This is a genomic window from Streptomyces sp. NPDC001941 (genome assembly GCF_040296945.1).
GTDB lineage: Bacteria > Actinomycetota > Actinomycetes > Streptomycetales > Streptomycetaceae > Streptomyces.
The window spans coordinates 27,000-43,354 of record NZ_JBEOYE010000040.1; the positions used below are offsets into that span (position 1 = coordinate 27,000).

General features: G+C 67.3%; 16 protein-coding genes and 1 pseudogene. 3 read left to right on the plus strand and 14 right to left on the minus strand.

Annotation, left to right across the window (positions count from 1 at the left end; translation table 11 throughout):
• Positions 1-112: 112 nt before the first annotated feature.
• Together ABT160_RS25055 and ABT160_RS25060 are read right to left on the minus strand one after the other, a co-directional pair.
• Positions 113-631, minus strand: coding sequence for a DUF2617 family protein (locus tag ABT160_RS25055; protein ID WP_351650031.1), 519 nt, complete (start codon positions 629-631; stop codon positions 113-115).
• Between the two features lie 322 nt (positions 632-953).
• Positions 954-1,241, minus strand: a complete 288-nt coding sequence (locus ABT160_RS25060; protein ID WP_351650032.1) for a hypothetical protein — start codon at positions 1,239-1,241, stop codon at positions 954-956.
• Positions 1,242-1,423: 182 nt separating this feature from the next.
• Here ABT160_RS25060 and ABT160_RS25065 point away from each other — a divergent pair, with 182 nt between their 5' ends.
• A complete protein-coding gene (locus ABT160_RS25065; protein WP_351650033.1) occupies positions 1,424-2,605 on the plus strand; it encodes a pyridoxal phosphate-dependent aminotransferase in 1,182 nt (393 codons plus the stop codon).
• Positions 2,606-2,844: 239 nt separating this feature from the next.
• Here ABT160_RS25065 and ABT160_RS25070 read toward each other — a convergent pair whose 3' ends face one another.
• Positions 2,845-3,234 (minus strand): hypothetical protein, encoded by a 390-nt coding sequence (locus tag ABT160_RS25070; protein WP_351650034.1) that lies wholly within the window; start codon positions 3,232-3,234, stop codon positions 2,845-2,847.
• 165 nt (positions 3,235-3,399) lie between these two features.
• Here ABT160_RS25070 and ABT160_RS25075 point away from each other — a divergent pair, with 165 nt between their 5' ends.
• The gene (locus ABT160_RS25075; protein WP_351650035.1) at positions 3,400-3,663 is read left to right on the plus strand and encodes a GntR family transcriptional regulator; all 264 of its coding nucleotides are present in this window, start codon (positions 3,400-3,402) and stop codon (positions 3,661-3,663) included.
• Positions 3,664-3,709: 46 nt separating this feature from the next.
• Here the strand turns inward: ABT160_RS25075 and ABT160_RS25080 are convergent, their stop codons facing one another.
• From ABT160_RS25080 to ABT160_RS25095, 4 genes are all read right to left on the minus strand, one after another.
• The gene (locus tag ABT160_RS25080) at positions 3,710-4,516 is read right to left on the minus strand and encodes a phosphotransferase family protein (RefSeq protein ID WP_351650090.1); all 807 of its coding nucleotides are present in this window, start codon (positions 4,514-4,516) and stop codon (positions 3,710-3,712) included.
• Between the two features lie 86 nt (positions 4,517-4,602).
• Entirely contained in the window at positions 4,603-4,779 is a 177-nt protein-coding gene (locus ABT160_RS25085; protein WP_351650036.1) for a hypothetical protein, read from the minus strand.
• On the minus strand, positions 4,776-5,891 hold the full coding sequence (locus tag ABT160_RS25090; protein WP_351650037.1) for a radical SAM protein: 1,116 nt from the start codon (positions 5,889-5,891) through the stop codon (positions 4,776-4,778). Before ABT160_RS25090 ends, ABT160_RS25085 begins: the two co-directional genes overlap by 4 nt.
• A 681-nt stretch (positions 5,892-6,572) precedes the next feature.
• A complete protein-coding gene (locus tag ABT160_RS25095) occupies positions 6,573-6,989 on the minus strand; it encodes an ATP-binding protein (protein WP_351650038.1) in 417 nt (138 codons plus the stop codon).
• Positions 6,990-7,290: 301 nt separating this feature from the next.
• On the opposite strand from ABT160_RS25095, the gene ABT160_RS25100 reads away from it, so the two are divergent.
• On the plus strand, positions 7,291-8,631 hold the full coding sequence (locus ABT160_RS25100; RefSeq protein WP_351650039.1) for an NsdA family TPR-like regulatory protein: 1,341 nt from the start codon (positions 7,291-7,293) through the stop codon (positions 8,629-8,631).
• Between the two features lie 108 nt (positions 8,632-8,739).
• Here ABT160_RS25100 and ABT160_RS25105 read toward each other — a convergent pair whose 3' ends face one another.
• The 7 genes and pseudogenes from ABT160_RS25105 to ABT160_RS25135 form a co-directional block, all read right to left on the minus strand.
• Positions 8,740-8,985: a hypothetical protein gene (locus tag ABT160_RS25105; protein WP_351650040.1), complete on the minus strand. Its 246-nt coding sequence runs from the start codon at positions 8,983-8,985 to the stop codon at positions 8,740-8,742.
• A gap of 357 nt (positions 8,986-9,342) precedes the next feature.
• Positions 9,343-9,609 carry a hypothetical protein gene (locus tag ABT160_RS25110; protein WP_351650041.1) on the minus strand — a complete coding sequence of 89 codons (267 nt, stop codon included), beginning with the start codon at positions 9,607-9,609 and terminating at the stop codon, positions 9,343-9,345.
• 50 nt (positions 9,610-9,659) lie between these two features.
• Positions 9,660-10,571: a sigma-70 family RNA polymerase sigma factor gene (locus ABT160_RS25115; protein ID WP_351650042.1), complete on the minus strand. Its 912-nt coding sequence runs from the start codon at positions 10,569-10,571 to the stop codon at positions 9,660-9,662.
• A 427-nt stretch (positions 10,572-10,998) separates the two neighbouring features.
• Positions 10,999-12,846: a DNA polymerase gene (locus tag ABT160_RS25120; RefSeq protein WP_351650043.1), complete on the minus strand. Its 1,848-nt coding sequence runs from the start codon at positions 12,844-12,846 to the stop codon at positions 10,999-11,001.
• Positions 12,847-12,919: 73 nt separating this feature from the next.
• A complete protein-coding gene (locus ABT160_RS25125) occupies positions 12,920-13,048 on the minus strand; it encodes a hypothetical protein (protein WP_351650091.1) in 129 nt (42 codons plus the stop codon).
• 375 nt (positions 13,049-13,423) lie between these two features.
• Positions 13,424-13,846, minus strand: a pseudogene (locus tag ABT160_RS25130) (DNA cytosine methyltransferase); the annotation flags it as partial.
• A 29-nt stretch (positions 13,847-13,875) separates the two neighbouring features.
• Positions 13,876-16,350: a phage/plasmid primase, P4 family gene (locus tag ABT160_RS25135; protein ID WP_351650044.1), complete on the minus strand. Its 2,475-nt coding sequence runs from the start codon at positions 16,348-16,350 to the stop codon at positions 13,876-13,878.
• Positions 16,351-16,355: the final 5 nt, after the last annotated feature.

Genomic DNA, 16,355 nt, shown 5'->3' on the forward strand with positions numbered 1-16,355 from the left:
CGGTAACGCTACGTCACGCCACGGGTGCGGCCGGTCACCCACACGGGTGCAACTGGAGCGCTCCGCGCATGAACCGCGGGACGGCGGCCGGGCCGGTCGCCGGAGCCCCGACCTAGAGCGCGGCGGGCGTGCGGACGCCGATGCGGGTGCGGGTGACCACGAGCTGGCCCTCCTGGGGGTACGCGTGCCAGGTGCGCCAGCGCACCTGGCCCTCGCACCGCTGGGCGAGCATCGCGGTGAAGGCGTGCGGCGATCCGGGGAAGGTGCCCGCGATGCCGTTGGGGTGGTCGGCGACGAGCGCGAGGAGCTCCTGCGCGCGCCCGGCGAACGAGCCGCGCGAGAGCGTCTCCACCCGCGCGGCGAACTCGTACTCCCAGTCACCGACCCGTTTGGCCACGCCGAGCGGGAGGGGGGTGCTGCTGCCCGGCATGCAGGCCACGGTCTCCGAACAGCTGCCCTCTTCCTCCTCCATGAGCACCTGGTGGGAGGCGCCGAGGAGGCGCAGCTGGAGCGTGGCGCCGGACAGTTCGAGGTCGAGCACCGCGAGGGCGGGCAGCGGCTCGCGGCCGAGGGCCCAGGCCAGGTCGGCGGCGCGCGTGTCGGTGTAGGCGGTCTTCAGGGTCGTGAGCATGGGGGCTCCGCAAACACGGGGTGACGAGTGGACCGGGGGCGTCCCGGAGGCAACTCAGGGAGTGAGGGGGGATCGCCGGCTCGGGTCCAGCACGTAGGTCCGAGGGCTGGATGTTCTCAACAGCGAGGGAATCATGAAGTGCGCGAGGCTCACAGCGTTTTTACCCAACTTGCTGGGGTTTCCATCCCCTCGGGGGCCCCACGGTTCAACTGTTCAACAGAAACCGGTCCCAGAAGAACGACAAGGGTCGGCAACGAGAAGGCGCCCGACGGGAGTTCACCCGTCCGGGCGCCTTCTGCGAGCGCGGACCAGCTGCCCCGTGTCAGCTGCCTCCGCAGCCGCCCCCGCCGCCGCACGACGAACCGCCGCCGCAGGAGTGGCCGCCACCGCAGGAGTGGTGGCCCCCGCCACCGTGGCCCCCGCCGGACGAGGAGCCGCAGGAAGAGCCGCCCCCGTCCGCTCCCCCGGCCCACCAGCCGCCGGAGGAGGAAGAGGAGCGGCGCCCGCCCCTGAGCGCGCCGCGGCGCCGTCCGGCCGCGCGCCGCGCGTTGGCCGCGAGCACGCCCATCCCGATGACCACCACCACCGCTACGACCACTCCTACCGCCATGTCCCTCACCGGTCCTCTCGTCCCCCGGGGTGAGGCCCCCGTCGCCGTTCCGTGTCGCGTGCCAGGGGGATGCCCCGCCGCCCTCGGGGGCCAACCGCGAATTGAGCAACTCCAGAGCTTCCGCGCTCCCTTGGGCGCGACGCCTCCCGGTGCACTTGAGCCGGGCGCGGGTTCCGCACAGGATGGCGGCCATGACACGCCCGCTGCTCAACCGCCGCCTCGCCGAGTTCGGAACGACCATCTTCGCCGAGATGTCCGCACTGGCCGTCCGTACCGGGTCGATCAACCTGGGCCAGGGGTTCCCCGACGCCGACGGCCCCGAGGAGGTCAGGGAGGCCGCCGTCCGGGCGCTGCGCGACGGCCGCGGCAACCAGTACCCGCCGGGCCCCGGGGTCCCCGAGCTGCGCACCGCGATCGTCGAGCACCAGCTGCGCCGGTACGGACTGGAGTACGACCCCGACACCGAGGTCCTGGTCACGGCGGGCGCCACCGAGGCGATCGCGGCGGCGCTGCTCGCGCTGGTGGAGCCGGGCGACGAGGTGATCGCCCTGGAGCCGTACTACGACTCCTACGCCGCCTGCGTGGCGATGGCGGGCGGCACCCGGGTGCCGGTGACGCTGCGCCCGCACGAGGGCGCCTACCGGCTGGACCTGGACGAACTGCGGGCCGCGGTGACCGACCGGACCCGGCTGATCCTGCTGAACACCCCGCACAACCCGACCGGCACGGTCCTCACCCGCGAGGAGCTCACCGCGATCGCGGAACTGGCCGTGGAGCGGGACCTGCTGGTGGTGACCGACGAGGTGTACGAGCACCTGGTCTTCGACGACGGCACGCACCTGCCGATCGCGTCCCTGCCCGGGATGCGCGGGCGCACGGTCACCATCTCCTCCGCCGGCAAGACCTTCTCCTTCACCGGCTGGAAGGTCGGCTGGATCACCGCGTCCCCGGAGCTGACGGCGGCCGTGCGGTCGGCCAAGCAGTTCCTGACGTACGTCTCCTCGGGCCCGTTCCAGTACGCGGTGGCCGAGGCGCTGCGGCTGCCGGACAGCTACTTCGACGGCCTGCGGGCGGACCTCCAGGCCAAGCGCGACGTGCTGGCCGACGGGCTCGCGGAGGCGGGCTTCGCGGTGTACCGCCCGGCGGGCACGTACTTCGTGACCACCGACATCCGCCCGCTGGGCGAGTCGGACGGCTTCGCGTTCTGCCGGGCGCTGCCGGAGCGCTGCGGCGTGGTGGCGATCCCGAACGCGGTCTTCTACGACCACCGCGACCAGGGCGCCCCGTTCGTGCGCTTCGCGTTCTGCAAGCGAACGGTGGTGATAGAAGAAGCAATCGAAAGGTTGTCTAAGCTGCGGAAGTGAGCCCCACCCCACCCCAGAACGGCGGACGGGGCCCAGGCACTACAAGTGAGTGTCCAGCTCTCCCAGGGTCGGCCCCGGGGAAACCTGGGTCACGTGATCGGGGCAGGCGTACAGGGTCGTTCCCGGCCCGCTGGTGCGGGGGATGTGGCGAACGGCCACCGGAGCCTTCGTGACCGTCTTGCAGACCACGCACAGCGCCACGTGCCCGAAGGTGGGGCGGAGGGTCAGCTCCTCGTGAGTCATGCCCGGACCCCCGTTCCGGCCGGGGCAGTGGGGGCGCCGGGGTAGGTGTAGGGGTAGTCACAGCCGAGTGACGCGGCTACGGCGGCAACGGCGCGCTCGCGTCGCTGGGTGGCTTCCCACTGATCTGCCTTGAACCGCTCCGCCAGTTCCACGAATCGGGGACGGAAGGCGGGGATCTCCGGAAGGTCCGGGTCTTCGCCCGGGAAGCGATCGAAGGCCCCCCTCAGCCCCAGCAAGGACACCTTGACCGGCTCCGGTGCGGGAGGGCTCCAGACGAGCGGTACGGCGTGCTTGCCGGCTGGACGCCGGGATTCGGTGGGGTGGAACACAGCGAGAAGGAACAGGGCCCAGGGCAGGAAGAAGCCCCAGAAGGTATTGTCACGCACTGTCGTCAGCTCCCTTAGAACTGTCGGCCACGCCCCGGGACGGTTGGCGCCGTCGCCGGGGTTCTTTGTGTCCGCACCTTACCTAGACTTGTCTACCTTCGTCTATTGACGTACAGGGTCGTACGCGCAGATGCCCGAACATGGCTGGTTGTCTACCCTTGCCCCATGTCGGAGATTGACCACGAGTCGCCCACGCCGGTCTACCGGCAAATTGCGGCGCTGATCATGGCGGAGATCCAGAGCGGCGCCATTCCGGTGAACCGCAAGATCCCTTCGGAGTCCGCCCTCACCCAGCGCTTCGGCGTGGCCCGTGAGACTGCCCGGAACGCGGTGAAGTACCTCCGTGACGAAGGCTGGGTGTTCACCGTGCCCCAGCGCGGGACGTACGTGGCCAATCGCTCTGCGGGAGGAGCCGACAAGGACGGGTGACCCACCCAGGAGCCGGAGGGGTGGCTACCGGGTGGGTCGAGTGGGCTCAGACCGTTTGGCGGTACGTTGCCCAGCTCTTCGAAGCGGTCACCAGCCGGGCGGTCCACGCGTCGGGAGCGTCGCCTCCGATCTGTTCCCAGACGTTGGCGTTGGCCACGGCGAAGGCGGTCACACCGGCAGCCGGAGCACCCTGCCACGCCGGGACCTTGCTGGCCCAGCTCTCTGCGGACTCAGGAGAGTGGTCTCCGGCAGCCATGAGCCAGATCACCCAGTAGCCGGCGTCCAGCCAGGCAGCGCCCTTCGTGGCCCATGCCCAGTCCACAAGGTGGGCCGTCTTGTCCACGAGCACGTTGGCGTTGTTCAAGTCCGTGTGAAGTAGGGAGTCCCCGGCGAAGAAGTCGAGATCTCCCGGCTTCGCGGCGTAGTGCTCAAGGCGCTGTTCCGCCCGACGAAGGTCGATCTCTGGACACGGGACTTGGCCCAGGCGGGCAAGAAGGCTCGCCACCTTTGGCACGTCGGGCGACTCAGGCGAGTAGTCGGCATGGTGTCCTTCGAGCGCTTCGAAGCCCAGAAGATCCCACTCCGCCGACTCGATCCGCCACCGAAGAGCCGGGGCAATCCCGTGAAGGAACGGATTCACCTCCGCTTCCCGGCGCTGGGTCCAGACGCGCGGGTGATCCGCCCGGAGACCCTTCACGTACACGCTGCCGTGTTCCGTGAACACACGTGCGGCGATTTCGCTGTTGAAGCCCTCCTTGGCCGGCTCCACCTTCAAGAGGGGGCCCGCGTGCGCTTCGATCTCCGCGAGCACTCCCGCCGGAAGATCTTCAAGGGCGATACGAGTTGTAGCCACGAGTCCACACTTCCACACCACGAGCCGCGTGGGCCCCACGACAGAGAACACCGTGAGACCCACGCGGGTGACGTTGCCCGGGTTGGCTACCGGTAGGGGTTGTCGTCGTTGCAGCCGGGGACGGACTTGCGGGTCACCGTGTCCACGTTCTCGATGACGAACCCGTCCGGCTCGTCCACGGGCGCCGGTACGGCAGCGGCCTTGAGGGGCGGCAGGGTGGCGATTCGGGCCCGCGGGGTGATCTCTACGGCTACGGCGGTCATGCCGTGACCTCCTTCATTCCGTGTTGGCAGTAACTTGCGAGTGGTGCCTTCGCTTCCTGGTGAGCCTTTGCGAGCGGCCGGCAGACCCGACAGGTCTTCGACAGCTTGCAGCCGGCACATCCACCGGTGCGAAGCATTTGAGCGTCCGCAATTCCGGGCAGACGCAGGAGCCCATCAAGTCCTTCGACGATCAGGTTGATGGGATTCTCCCGACCGACCTTGCACATGGTCACAAGGCCGTGCGGGTCCACGTGGAAAAACGTGTGACCGGCAGGGCATCCGGCGAATATCTCAGACCGGTCAACCCATCCATCGGCCTGTTGGGCCAAGGGGTCTCCGCCGCCTTCGTACGTGGGCGAAATGGTGCCGCAGACCGTGACGGTTTCGGCATAGTCACTTGCGAGTAGGCGCATGGCTTCCGCCTCGTGCGCGTTGTCTTTGGTGACAAGTACGGTGATTTCGAGAGGGATTCCCGCGGCCTTCGCCCCTTCGAGCCCCTGCATGAATCCTTTGAACGCGCCCCGCGTACGGGTGAGAGCTTCGAAGGCGTCTTCCGTTGCCCCGTACATGGAGACCGTGACCTTATTCGGCGGGCACTCCCTGAGAAGATCTAGGTGAGAGTGGAGACGCGTGCCGTTGGTCAGGATATCCAGCATCATTCCAGCTTCGTAAGCCATGCGGTAGAACGCGGGGAAGTCCCGGTCAACCGTCGGCTCACCACCGGTGATTTGGAGCCAGACGACACCTGCATCCCGCAGCATCGCGAGGAGCGTGGCTTTCCCCTCAAGGTCAACGCCCGAAAGGGGACGCATCGGCAGGTAGCACATCTTGCAGTTCAGGTTGCAGAACTTGTTGATCTCATAAGTGGCGCGACTGTAGTTCAGCTCCGTTTTCGGCCGCACCATGACCGCTTCACGGCTGGGAACGCCGGAGACATCGAGATCCCACGCCTGACGGCAGGCGCTGATGAACCACGCCGGAACCGGGCGATCGGCCGCAACCACGTCCGCCAACTCCGAGTAGAAGGCGCGGGAAAGCTGCACTGCGCGCGGGCTGCCCGGCCGATAGATCGCAAACTTTTCATCCTGCGGAGTTGCAATTACCTGATGCACGGTATCTCCCTCGGGAAGGCGGTAGTGCCCGCCCCTGCCGGGATGTCGAATAGAAGGGGGGAGCCTCTGATTCGGCTACGTCGGCAGGGGCGGAATCTAGGTGACTGCGCGTACGTTTCGGCTCCGTGCGTCGTGAAGAATAAAGACTTCCTTCTTGCGCCACACAAGAATCACAACTCCTCCCCCATGCTCCGGCGGAACACACCGGATACGAGCAAGGTGGTACCGATCTCCCGCGTGCGATGGCTCCAAGCACACAGCCGGGCTCGCAACCCACCCAGAGAGCCGAGCGACACCCGAAATGCAGCGCCGGGCATATTCAACCTGTTCCACCTTGAGCCACACCATGGAGCCGCAGGTTCGGCTTTTCCCGTTGCGTGTGGTCACCGCGACATCCCCAGAACCGCGCCGAAGAAGAATCCCAGGGCGCCGCTGATCATCGCAAGCGTGAGGGGGCCCGTGTACCGCGCGGCGAAGTTGTATCCGCGTCGTAATCGGCCCACTAGGAAGCCTCCTTGAGGCGGTCAACCACTTCGGCAGCTCCCACGACCAACCCGGGAAAGGCTGCCCTTATCGCGGATTCCCACTGGTCGCATTCCTTCTCAATGAGAAATTGATCAAGGGCGGTCCGTAGGATGGCGTGCTCATCCAAGCCCCAACCAGGCAAACCGAACTGCGCACTCACGCTCCCACCTCTTCCCGCTTCGCCAGTTCAACCCAGACCGTCTTGCCAATCACACGGTCCGAAACACCCCAGGCGGTGGCCGTTGCTTCAACAAGACACATCCCGTAGCCGCCTTCTCCGATGTGGGCCGGCTGGACACTCGGGCGCCTGTCCGCCCGCGCATCGGAGACTTCGAGACGGAGGACGTACTCCAGCTCCGTGACGCGGAGTTCAAAGTCGCGCCCCTCCACCCGCCCGTGATTGACGGCGTTGGAGACGAGTTCGGCAATGATCAAGGCCGCTCGATCGGAAGCGTCCCCACCAATCGGATAGCCCCAGTCAGCCAACTGGATCACCGCGAGGTGTCGAGCCAGACGCGCGCCCCTGTACGTGGAACTGAACCGCTGGGCCCAGGTGGCTGCCGTCGCACTCATGCGATCAACCCCCCGGTAGGGTCCGGCTCCGTTGCGAGCCCGAAGCCCGGCGTGGGGTCGTCCCTCTCCGGCAGCAACCGCCAGTAGCCACGCGTGTTGATCAACTTCTTCGGATCGTCGGAAGCGTCCGTTGACCCTTCGGCGTGCGGTACCTCTCGCGTGCACACGGTGCCCCAGCTCCGTTCGCGTCGTGATCTCGCTTGCGACAACGCAACCGCGTAACGGGCTGTGGCGGTACCGTTGCAGCGGCACCACGGTTTTAAATCGTTTAAAGCGCCCCAGGGCGAGCGGAGTTGATCCCGTGACGAAGATCCCGAACGAAGCCCTTCAGCGCCTGTACCACGAAACGAACTGGACGTTGAGCCAGTTCGCTCGTGCTGTGAACCTTGTGGCCAGCGAAAACGGCACGCCGCTCAAGAGCAACCCCTCCACGGTCCACCACTGGTTAGGCGGCACACTCCCCCAGAAGGAAGCCGTCCGCCGGTGCATCATCGAAGCCGTCTGCCGGCGACTTCAAAGACCCGTGACGCACGCCGAAGCCGGCTTCCCTCCGCCAGCAGATCACTCCCCGGCCGCCACGGATACCGTGGAAGGGATGATCGAGTTGGGGAGGCAAGACATGGACCCGTCACGAAGGGCCGTACTCGGCGCGGGCCTCTTCTCCGTGGCGCTCACCATCCCGGGTTGGCAAGACGTGATCGGCCGCGCGGAGGCGGTGCAGTCCGGTCGAATCTCCCGCATAGGGATGAACGAAGTTGAAATGGTCATTGCCATGACCGAACGGATCTCTGACCTTGATGATCAGTTCGGGGGTCGCCACGCCCGTCCCATGGCAGCCAGTTTCATGGTCAACACCGTGGCCCCATACCTTCGCGCCGATGCTGCGAATGACGTACGCAAGGCCATGCTCTCCGCTGCCTCCGATCTGGCATATCTGACCGGTTACATGGCCGTGGACGAAGGTGTTCACGGTCTCGCTCAGCGGTACTACGTGAAGGCACTTGAGCTTGCCGGCGCCGCGGATGATCATCTGACGTACTGCACCACGCTCCGGGGCATGAGCGTTCAGGCTGTAGATCTTCGACACGGCGCGAAGGCCATGGAACTGGCAGACGCTGCCGCTGCCGCTTCACCGAAGGCCGGACCCAGGATGTTCGCCTTCCTTGCAGGGCAGCAAGCCCATGCGGCTGCCCAGACAGGTGACCGGGTGACCGCCCTCCGGAAGATCCGGGAGGCGGAGTCATCAATGGAGCGGGCAGAGTCCCGGAGCCGGGCCTTCGGGTCGTACGACCCGTCATCGCTCAACTACCACGTCAGCCAGGTGCGGTACGAGCTGGGCGATGTGGCCGGGTCCATCGAAGCGATGCGGCAATCCGATCAACTGCGCTACGGCGTGTACCGGCGTGCGCGCGTCCGCCACCGGGCGACTCTCGCGGAACGGCAACTTGAGCTTGGCCACCTTGAGGCGGCGTGCGCCACATGGCACACGGCCCTTGACGACTTTCCCATGGTCCAGTCAGGCAGGGCCGATGATCGGATCAAGGCCATGTTTGGACTCATTCGCCCCCACATCAAGAACGCGACTGCCCGCGACTTGTACGAGCGTGCCCGGACTGTAGCCCCGCCTTCACTGGTCGCGTGAACGCACGAGAGCCCCGCCACCCGGGAAGGGGTGACGGGGCTCTTGGCCTGTCTCAAGGCAGGATGCCGCGGGCTAGGAGCTGTACCTCCTCCGCTGGTACAGCAGCCGTTACGCGACCGCCCGACCTTCGCCTTCAGCCCAGGTAACCCAGGGCTCTTCGGCCGGCCGGAGCCTGCCGGTCTCCGGCGAGATAACCCACTCATGGATGCCTACCACCCCTCCCGTGGTCAGCCGGTAGGCCACGAGCCGAAACCGGCGGGCCCCCCGTGCTTCGTGCATGACGCGGGCCACTGTGGACCCGTAGACCGCGAGCGCGCGCCCCAGCTCGTTCGCGTTGCGGATGTCGTCCGGCATGGGCGGAAAATCCTCACCGATGGGCAACCACTTCCATCGGTCAGGACCCACACACATGGGACCTTCGGTGATGAACTGTACGGACGGGACTCCTTCTACGTAGGACATGCGAAAACCAACCCCCTGATGGTTCGCTATGCGACCACTCGCACAACCATTCGACCCTACCGCGAGCCACTGACATATGCCCCTGTGTTATGTCACAAGATCATCTTGGTTCCGTACCGGGGTGAACCAGGGCAAAAAGAAAGCCCCGCCGAAGCGGGGCAATCTCAGGGGGTCCTACTCAGGCAAGTAGGGCAACGTTCGGAAGTCGGGCCGGTGTTCCCGGCCTCCGGGAGTCCCGAAAAGTGAGACTCACCAGCGTGACGGAGGGTTGTACGCCGCGCGGGTACGGGCTGTGGCTGCCGTGCGAAAGGCACCCAGCTCAGGGGCGGTGACGCGCTCGCTCGCCTCCACGAGCCAGAGGCCCAACTCCCGGGCCTGGGCCGGGGTGAGCTTGGCCCGGTCGCCGGGTATCGCCACAGAGACGAAGCGGGCTTCCTTGTCGTTGTGCCAGACGAGCACACGGCCGGCTTCGGCGGTCATGGTGGCCTTCGTCTCGCGAACGGTCTGCATGGTCATGCGGTCCTCTTCCTGGGGTAGGTGGTACTGGGTGAAGGGGGTGCGTCCGGTCAGGCCGGGCACAGGGCGCCCTTGCGGGTGAGCCGGGCAGCCATGGCGGCAGTCAGCTCGTCCGCCTGTTCCGGGGTCTGGGCGGTGGCCTTGATCCAGCGCTTCCCGAAGGACTTCAGGCCCTTGGAGCGGGCCTCCCGCACGGCCTTCGCGGTGGTGTCCATGTCCGCGGCAAGCTCTTCGTCCGCGCCGTTGCCGTAGAACGGGGCCGGGTCGATGCCGAAAGTGGCGCGCAGTACGTACGCCTGCCCTTCGCCCATCACGTCCAGCACGCCATGCACGAGCGCCTTCTTGACGCGGGCTTCTTCACGGGCCACGTCGTCCGGGGTGATCAGGTCTTCCGGCACGCCGTAGGTGGACGTGCCCGGCTCCCAGCGCTCGTCATCCGTGGTGCCGGGCGCCGGGGCGTCCAGCGAGTCAGCGCCCTGATAGGCGAGACGGGCAGCGTGCGCCCGGTCCGCGCTCAGCCGGCGACCGGCGGGCGGAACGGTCTGGGCCAACTTCTCTGCAAGGAAGGGGTCACCGCCCGCGCGGTCCAGCATGGACAGGAACGTTTTTGCAGCGTCCCCGTCCACTCCCTGGTTCCGCTCCGTGCGGGTGGCGCCCAGGAGCGTGGTCTCCACGGTGGTGTAGGCGAAGCCCAGGAAGTCCGGGTTCACGTTCTCGTCAAAACGGGCGAGCGCTTCCCAGACGGCAATGCGTCCTTGCTGGGTGAACTCGTCAAAGTAGTCATCGTGGCGGGGACCACTGTCCGCCATCCGCCGGGCCGCCTTCCGGGCGAGCACGGCTATGCGGGACTCCGTTGCTGCGATGACCGCCGTGGTCGCCTCAAGGTCTGCATTCTGGGCGGCGCGGACGGTCGAAAGTGCAAGTGCGCTGGACACAGGTGGGCTCTCCTTGGCTTGGCTCACCCGTGGTCTGGTGAGCCGATTGCCCGGAGAGGGCCGAACCGTCGTGCAGCGCGTCTGACCTGCGCTTACGCCTGTTTATGGGTGCACGAAGCCCATGGCTGTCGGTAAAAGGGCACGGCGAATCAAGCCCCCTGCCGGGGGTGCTTGACGCGGGGCTTGATCAAGGCCGTACGTCTGTGGTCGGGTCCGGCGAGCGGTGCGAGCCCGCCGGCGGTTTCAAGGAGTTAGAGCCACCGGAAGAACGCAGAGTTGTGGAGTCCGCACGGGCCGTGACCCGGGTTCATCCCGGAGGATGAGCGCGAGTCCGGACCGTGATCGGTTCTTAAATGGGTTGCGGGAACACGGCCCTACTCGCGCGAGTAGGGCGGGCATGACGAAGCCCCGCCTGCCGCCGGATGGGGTCCGGGGAGACGGGGCTTCGGGTCGGTCAGTAGTCCGCGCCGTACAGGCTGCCCCAGGACCGCCCGCCGATTTCGGCAGTGGCGACGATGGGCACGCCGAACAGGTCGAAGGTCATTGCCTTCTCTACTGCGCGGGCCACGTCCTGGGCATCTTCGCGCGGGGCGGAAAGGAGCGCTTCGTCATGGATTGGGAGCTTGAGCGCGTCCAGAAGCCCGGCCTCTTCGATGTTCAACAGGGCCTGACCCAGGCAGTCCCGCGCGGCACTCTGGCACTGGTAATTCACCACGGCGTACGTGCGGTCACGGTCCAGCGGGAGCCGGCGACCGGTGGCGGACACGGTGACCATGCCGGACTCGAAGGCTTCGCGCTGCCACCGGGCGGACGCTCGCTTGATCTCCGGGTACAGCCGGTCATACTCCGCGAAGGCCCGGCGCATGGCCTCTTCGCTCGCGCCGGTCTGCCGGGCTGCCGTGGCCACGCCTCCGCCGTAGACCTTCGAGAAGCCCGCGCCCTTGAAGACCTTGCGGTCCTTCTCCGTGGCGTCTTCGCCCTTGACGAGCCGGGCCGTGAACCAGTGGATGTCTTCCCCGCGGAGGAAACCTTCCTTCATGCGGGTTACCCCGGCGAGACCGGCAAGGACTCGCATCTCAATGGCGCTGAAGTCCACGCTGATCATGACGTGACCGGGGTCCGCGAGTAGTGCCCGGCGGATCATCTGGTCTGAGCTGGGCAGGGTCTGAAGCGCCGGCCGGGTCACGGACATGCGGCCGGTCCGGGCCTGCATGGAGTTGATGAACGGGTGTACGCGCCCATGGGCGTCCATCACCTCAAGGAAGGTGTCCGCGTAGGCGCTCCTCCACTTCCCCGCCCTCTTCGACCGGATGACCGCTTCCGCGAGCGGGTTGGGTCTGCGGACGTGAAGGCGCTCGCCCTGAAGGGACAGGTCCGCGAGCGCGGACAAGACCGCCTTGTCCACCTTCACGGCGCCGGAGGCGGTGCGCTCGCCCAGGTGCTCCCCCATGCCCGTGAGGGCTTCGGCCACCTGTCGCGGGGCGTTGATGTTCTCGACTCCGTACCGGCGGGCCACGTCCGCGAAGTGGTGCTCTTCGTCGGTCAGGGACGCGCTCAACTCCCGCACGTAGTCCTGATCCAGGACCATGCCGGCGCGCTGCATGGTCGTGGTGATCCGGGCTAGCTCGTGCTCGTAGCGGATGAGCGTGGGGCGCACGCCCAGGCGGTCCAGCTCCCGAGTGAGCACCGGGTCCAGCCGGGCCGTGTAGATCACGTCCAGTCCGGCGTACAGCGCGAACGTGGGGTTGCTGAGCGGGATGGCTGCCCACCCGGTGGCTTTCGTCAGGCCCAGGCTCCGGAAGATCTGGGTCAAGTCGCCCTGGGTGTCCGGGGCGGCAGGGTCCACCCAGTACGCGGACAGGGGCTTGAGTCCGGTTCCGATGCCGCCTTCCTGGGGCTGCCGCGGGTCCAGAAGCCCGGCCTTGAGCCGGGTGTCCGTGGTGCGCGGGGCGAGCGATTCGAGCGGTACCCCGGCGTGGCGGTCCAGTACGGCCCAGTCGAAGGGCGCGTTGTGGATCAGGAAGCGGGGCACCCGGCGGAGGGCAGCGCGAGCGGCGGACTGGAATGCGGGTCCGCGCTCCCAGGGGATCACCCAGGCCGTGAAGGCGTCCCCGAACTGGACGGTGCGGAGTCGGTAGCCGGGGCTGTAGATGTCCAGCCCGCTCGTCTCCGTGTCAAGGGCGATCGGGCCGCGCCGTTCGGCTTCGGTGAGCCACGCCCGGAAGGCGTCAAGGTCTGCGCGGGTCTGCGGTACGTGAACGGTCACCGGGTCACCGGCGACTTCGTGGCGGTAGGTCTCCACGGTCGGTTTCCCCCCAGATACGACGAAGAGCCCGCCCAGACATGCCGGGCAGGCTCTTCGGGGTGTGCGGTTATCAGTGCTGAAGTAGGTGCTGGAACGCTGCAAGCGCCTGGGCGGGGAGGACCCCGTTGCCGATGGCGCGGAGCTGGGCCTTGCGGTTCAGGCCGGGCACGTCGGTGACCCAGCCGGCCGGAAGGCCCATCAGCCACTCAGTCCATGCCGGGGTGAGGCGGATACCTCCGCGCGGTCCGCGCTCCGTGGGAGCTGGGGCCGCTCGTCCGGTCAGGTCTTCCCATCGGCGGACGGCAGGGAGGTAGTCCCCCCACCATGTGGCAGGCGAGTGACGAGCGTCCGCAGGTTCGGACCGCCCTGGGTGCTCTTCGAGCCTCCCGGTCCCCCGGCCCCATCCGACGCTGTGGGAGTAGGGAAGAAGACGAGCACCGCCGGCAGGACCGGCGTCCCGGTGTTCACCTCCTCCGCGGGCTTCGAAGGGCACTTCTTCGCGTCCGCCGGCCCCTTCAGGTGTGGCGACGCAGAACCACCGGTCACGGTGGTGCGGGGCTCCAATTTCTGAAGCGCGGAAGCTGCACCATTTAGCGTTGTACCCGCTCGCGGCCAATCCCCCGAGAACTTCCGGGAGTCCGCGCCTCCGGATTGCCGCGACGTTTTCCAGGTAGACGACCCGGGGTCGAAGTGCGCGAATGGATTTGAGGACGTCGAACCAGATTCCTGACCGTTCGTCGGCTAGCCCCCTCCTTTTACCGGCGTTGGATATCCCCTGACAGGGGAACCCGGCCGTGATGATGTCTACTTCTCCTTGCAGTGCCTCCCAGTTGATTTCCGTGATGTCCCCGAGGTTCGGGGCGTCCGGGTAGCGGGCGGCAAGAATGAGTGAGGCGTGCGGGTCGCTCTCCGCCACGTAGCGGATGCGGTCTCCGGTCAGCGCTTCCACGGCTAGGCCCAGGCCCCCGTACCCGGCGCACAGCTCCAAAATGGGCATGACGAGCCCGCCCCCTGTCGGTCGTGAGGTCAGCCCGCGAAGATGCCGGGGCCGGTCGGTGTCGGAGCGTTGCCGGCGGGACGGACGCCTACGAGCGCGACACCCTTGTTGGTCTTCTTGCGGATCACTCCGCGCTCTTCCATGGCCCCGAAGAAGGCCCGCCTTGTCCAGCGCTCCTTGAGCGGTAGGTTTTCCGCTTCGCACCAGTCGAGATAGGACGTGAAGGCGTCAGCGCCGGGCATCTGGGCCGCGTCGTCCCGGTCAAGGACGCCGGGGAAGAACCCGGCCAACGCGTCGCTGGTCTCGCGGTACTCCCGGGTGGCGTCCGCGATGACGGGCGGGTCCTGAAGCCCGGAGGCGTACCACTCCATGGCGCCCCTGACTGCCCAGGCGGCAATGCCCTCCGCCTCCGCGGTGAGCTTCTGGTCTAGGTAGGGGTCTCGCTCGTGCGGAGCGAAGTACCGCGTGAAGGGGATCATGCGGACACGTCGCCAGAGACCTTCATCCTGTCCGCGGAAGCGCGGCTTGTGATTTGTGGAAAGCACGATAAGGAAGCTGGGCTTGAATTCAAAAAACTCTTGCCTCATAAACCGGGCGGTCATCACGTCCTTGCCGGACGCTCGCTTGAGAATCGCCTCCGACATCGGCTTGCCGCTCTCACCTTCGCTCGCCATGACGAGCCGGCTCCCGCGAAGCTGGGCAATGTCGTTGGGGATTCCGCCGCTGGGCTTCTCCTCAAACGTGCTGAAGGCCGTGGTCCGCGTGATGCTGCGGAACACCGTAGTCAACGTGTCCGTGGCCACGCTCTTTCCGTTGGCGCCCTTGCCCCACAGAACAACGAAGCACTGCTCTTGAACCGATCCGGTGATCCCGTAGCCCACGAGCCGACGGAAGTAGTCCGCCAACTCCGGGCTCCCCGGGAAGACTTCGAGAAGGAAAGACAGCCACCGCGGACACTCGGCTTCGGGCCGGTAGTCGATGTCCAGCCCGTACGTCAGCAAGTCCCCCTTGCTGTGGGGCTTCAGGTCCCCGGACCGTAGGTCCACGGTGCCGTTGGCGAAGGTCAGAAGGTGCGGGTGCGCGTCGAAGTCGGAGGCGTCCACGTGGACGGACGGCACGGCCCGAAGCTCCCGTATCAGGGAGTCGATGTGCCGTGTCTGGGTGAAGCCCAGGGCCACCTTCTTGAGGGCGGCACCGGGGTCTTCCTTCGGGTCTCCGCCCGCCTCCGCGTGCTCCGCGCTGATCTCCGCGGCTGCCACGGTGAGGGCGGCCCCCATGTAGTGGATGGCCTGACGAACGCGGGTGTCGCTCCGCTCCCAGACCTTCCCGTTCCACATGTAGAAGCCCAGGCCCGGCGCGTGCTTGATGGTGCCCCGCAGGAAGGCAACCAGAGCATGGGCGTTGAGTACGTCGGACGAGCCGTAGCGCTCCGCGAAGTCCCGCATGAGCTGGACAGCACGGGCGCCTTCGTCGGAGTCGGGAACGAGCGCGCCGGTCTCCCCGTCCACGAGCGTGCTGCCGGCGGGGCGTACCGGCCGGGCCGCCTTGACCGCGCGGTGAAGGGCAGTCGGGAAGGCGGACGGGTCATCCTCACGCCACCGGGTCAGGTCATGCCCGGCCGTGGGGATGTCGAGTGCGAACACGTCCACGCCGTGGGCGGCAAGCCCCTCCGCCAGACGCTGGGTGAAGCCCAGTCCGGCCGGGTCGTGGTCACCGGCAACGATGACCTGAGAGCCCCGCAGACCTTCGGCAAGCTCCCGGATCAGGTCTGGGTTCCCGGCCAGACTTGCGCCCCGTACGGCCACCGCGTCATAGCCCACGGCCACAGCGGTGAGCGCGTCGCCGGGGCCTTCGGTGACGATGGTGACCCCGTACCCGCCTCCGCCGCGAAACGTGCCGTACTGAGCCCAGCGGGCCCCTTCGGGATTCATCAGGGACAGCCACCGCCCGGGGCACTGCCCGGTGAGGTCCCGGCCCTGAAGTCCGCGGGCCACGCCGTTGAAGTCGCGGAGCGGGACGGTCAGCCTGGGGAAGGCCAGGAAGGAGCGGGAGCGGAACGGGAAGCCGGTGATGAACTCCCCGTTGTCCACTCCAAGGCCGTACTCCTGGGCGCCTGCAAGGTCGATGCCGAAGCGTCCCGCGGCGTACTGGGCGGCACGAGCGGCGGCTTCGTCGTCCCGCTTCTGGAGTAGGAAAGACGACTCGTCCACGTACCGGGCGAGCGCTGCCGTGTGCGCCGGCCCCACGAGCTGGGGGCGCGCGGAAGAGACGGTCAGCCCGTCGCCTGCCGCGTCGAACAGGTCCACCCAGCGGAGCCCGGCAGCCGTGATCACCTCTTCTGTGCGGCAGCCGGCCCGGCACGTGATCCGAACCTTGTGGTCATCGCCCCGCCAGATCCGAAGGGACGGGCGGGAGTCGCCGTGCGCGGGGCACAGGGCGAGATAGCCCGCGTCCGCCTCTTCGGTCACCTGGGAGAAGCGCGAGAGAACGTCAGAGAAAAGCATGAGGG

Bases quoted from the DNA above. Each gene is read 5' to 3' on its own strand.
- ABT160_RS25125 (WP_351650091.1), bottom strand. From the start codon at position 13,048: ATGGGCCTTCCGGCCGGCTGGGTCACCGACGTGCCCGGCCTGAACCGC.
- ABT160_RS25085 (WP_351650036.1), bottom strand. From the start codon at position 4,779: ATGACCGCCGTAGCCGTAGAGATCACCCCGCGGGCCCGAATCGCCACC.
- ABT160_RS25055 (WP_351650031.1), bottom strand. From the start codon at position 631: ATGCTCACGACCCTGAAGACCGCCTACACCGACACGCGCGCCGCCGAC.
- ABT160_RS25075 (WP_351650035.1), top strand. From the start codon at position 3,400: ATGTCGGAGATTGACCACGAGTCGCCCACGCCGGTCTACCGGCAAATT.
- ABT160_RS25105 (WP_351650040.1), bottom strand. From the start codon at position 8,985: ATGCCGGACGACATCCGCAACGCGAACGAGCTGGGGCGCGCGCTCGCG.
- ABT160_RS25135 (WP_351650044.1), bottom strand. From the start codon at position 16,350: ATGCTTTTCTCTGACGTTCTCTCGCGCTTCTCCCAGGTGACCGAAGAG.
- ABT160_RS25110 (WP_351650041.1), bottom strand. From the start codon at position 9,609: ATGACCATGCAGACCGTTCGCGAGACGAAGGCCACCATGACCGCCGAA.
- ABT160_RS25095 (WP_351650038.1), bottom strand. From the start codon at position 6,989: ATGAGTGCGACGGCAGCCACCTGGGCCCAGCGGTTCAGTTCCACGTAC.
- ABT160_RS25060 (WP_351650032.1), bottom strand. From the start codon at position 1,241: ATGGCGGTAGGAGTGGTCGTAGCGGTGGTGGTGGTCATCGGGATGGGC.
- ABT160_RS25065 (WP_351650033.1), top strand. From the start codon at position 1,424: ATGGCGGCCATGACACGCCCGCTGCTCAACCGCCGCCTCGCCGAGTTC.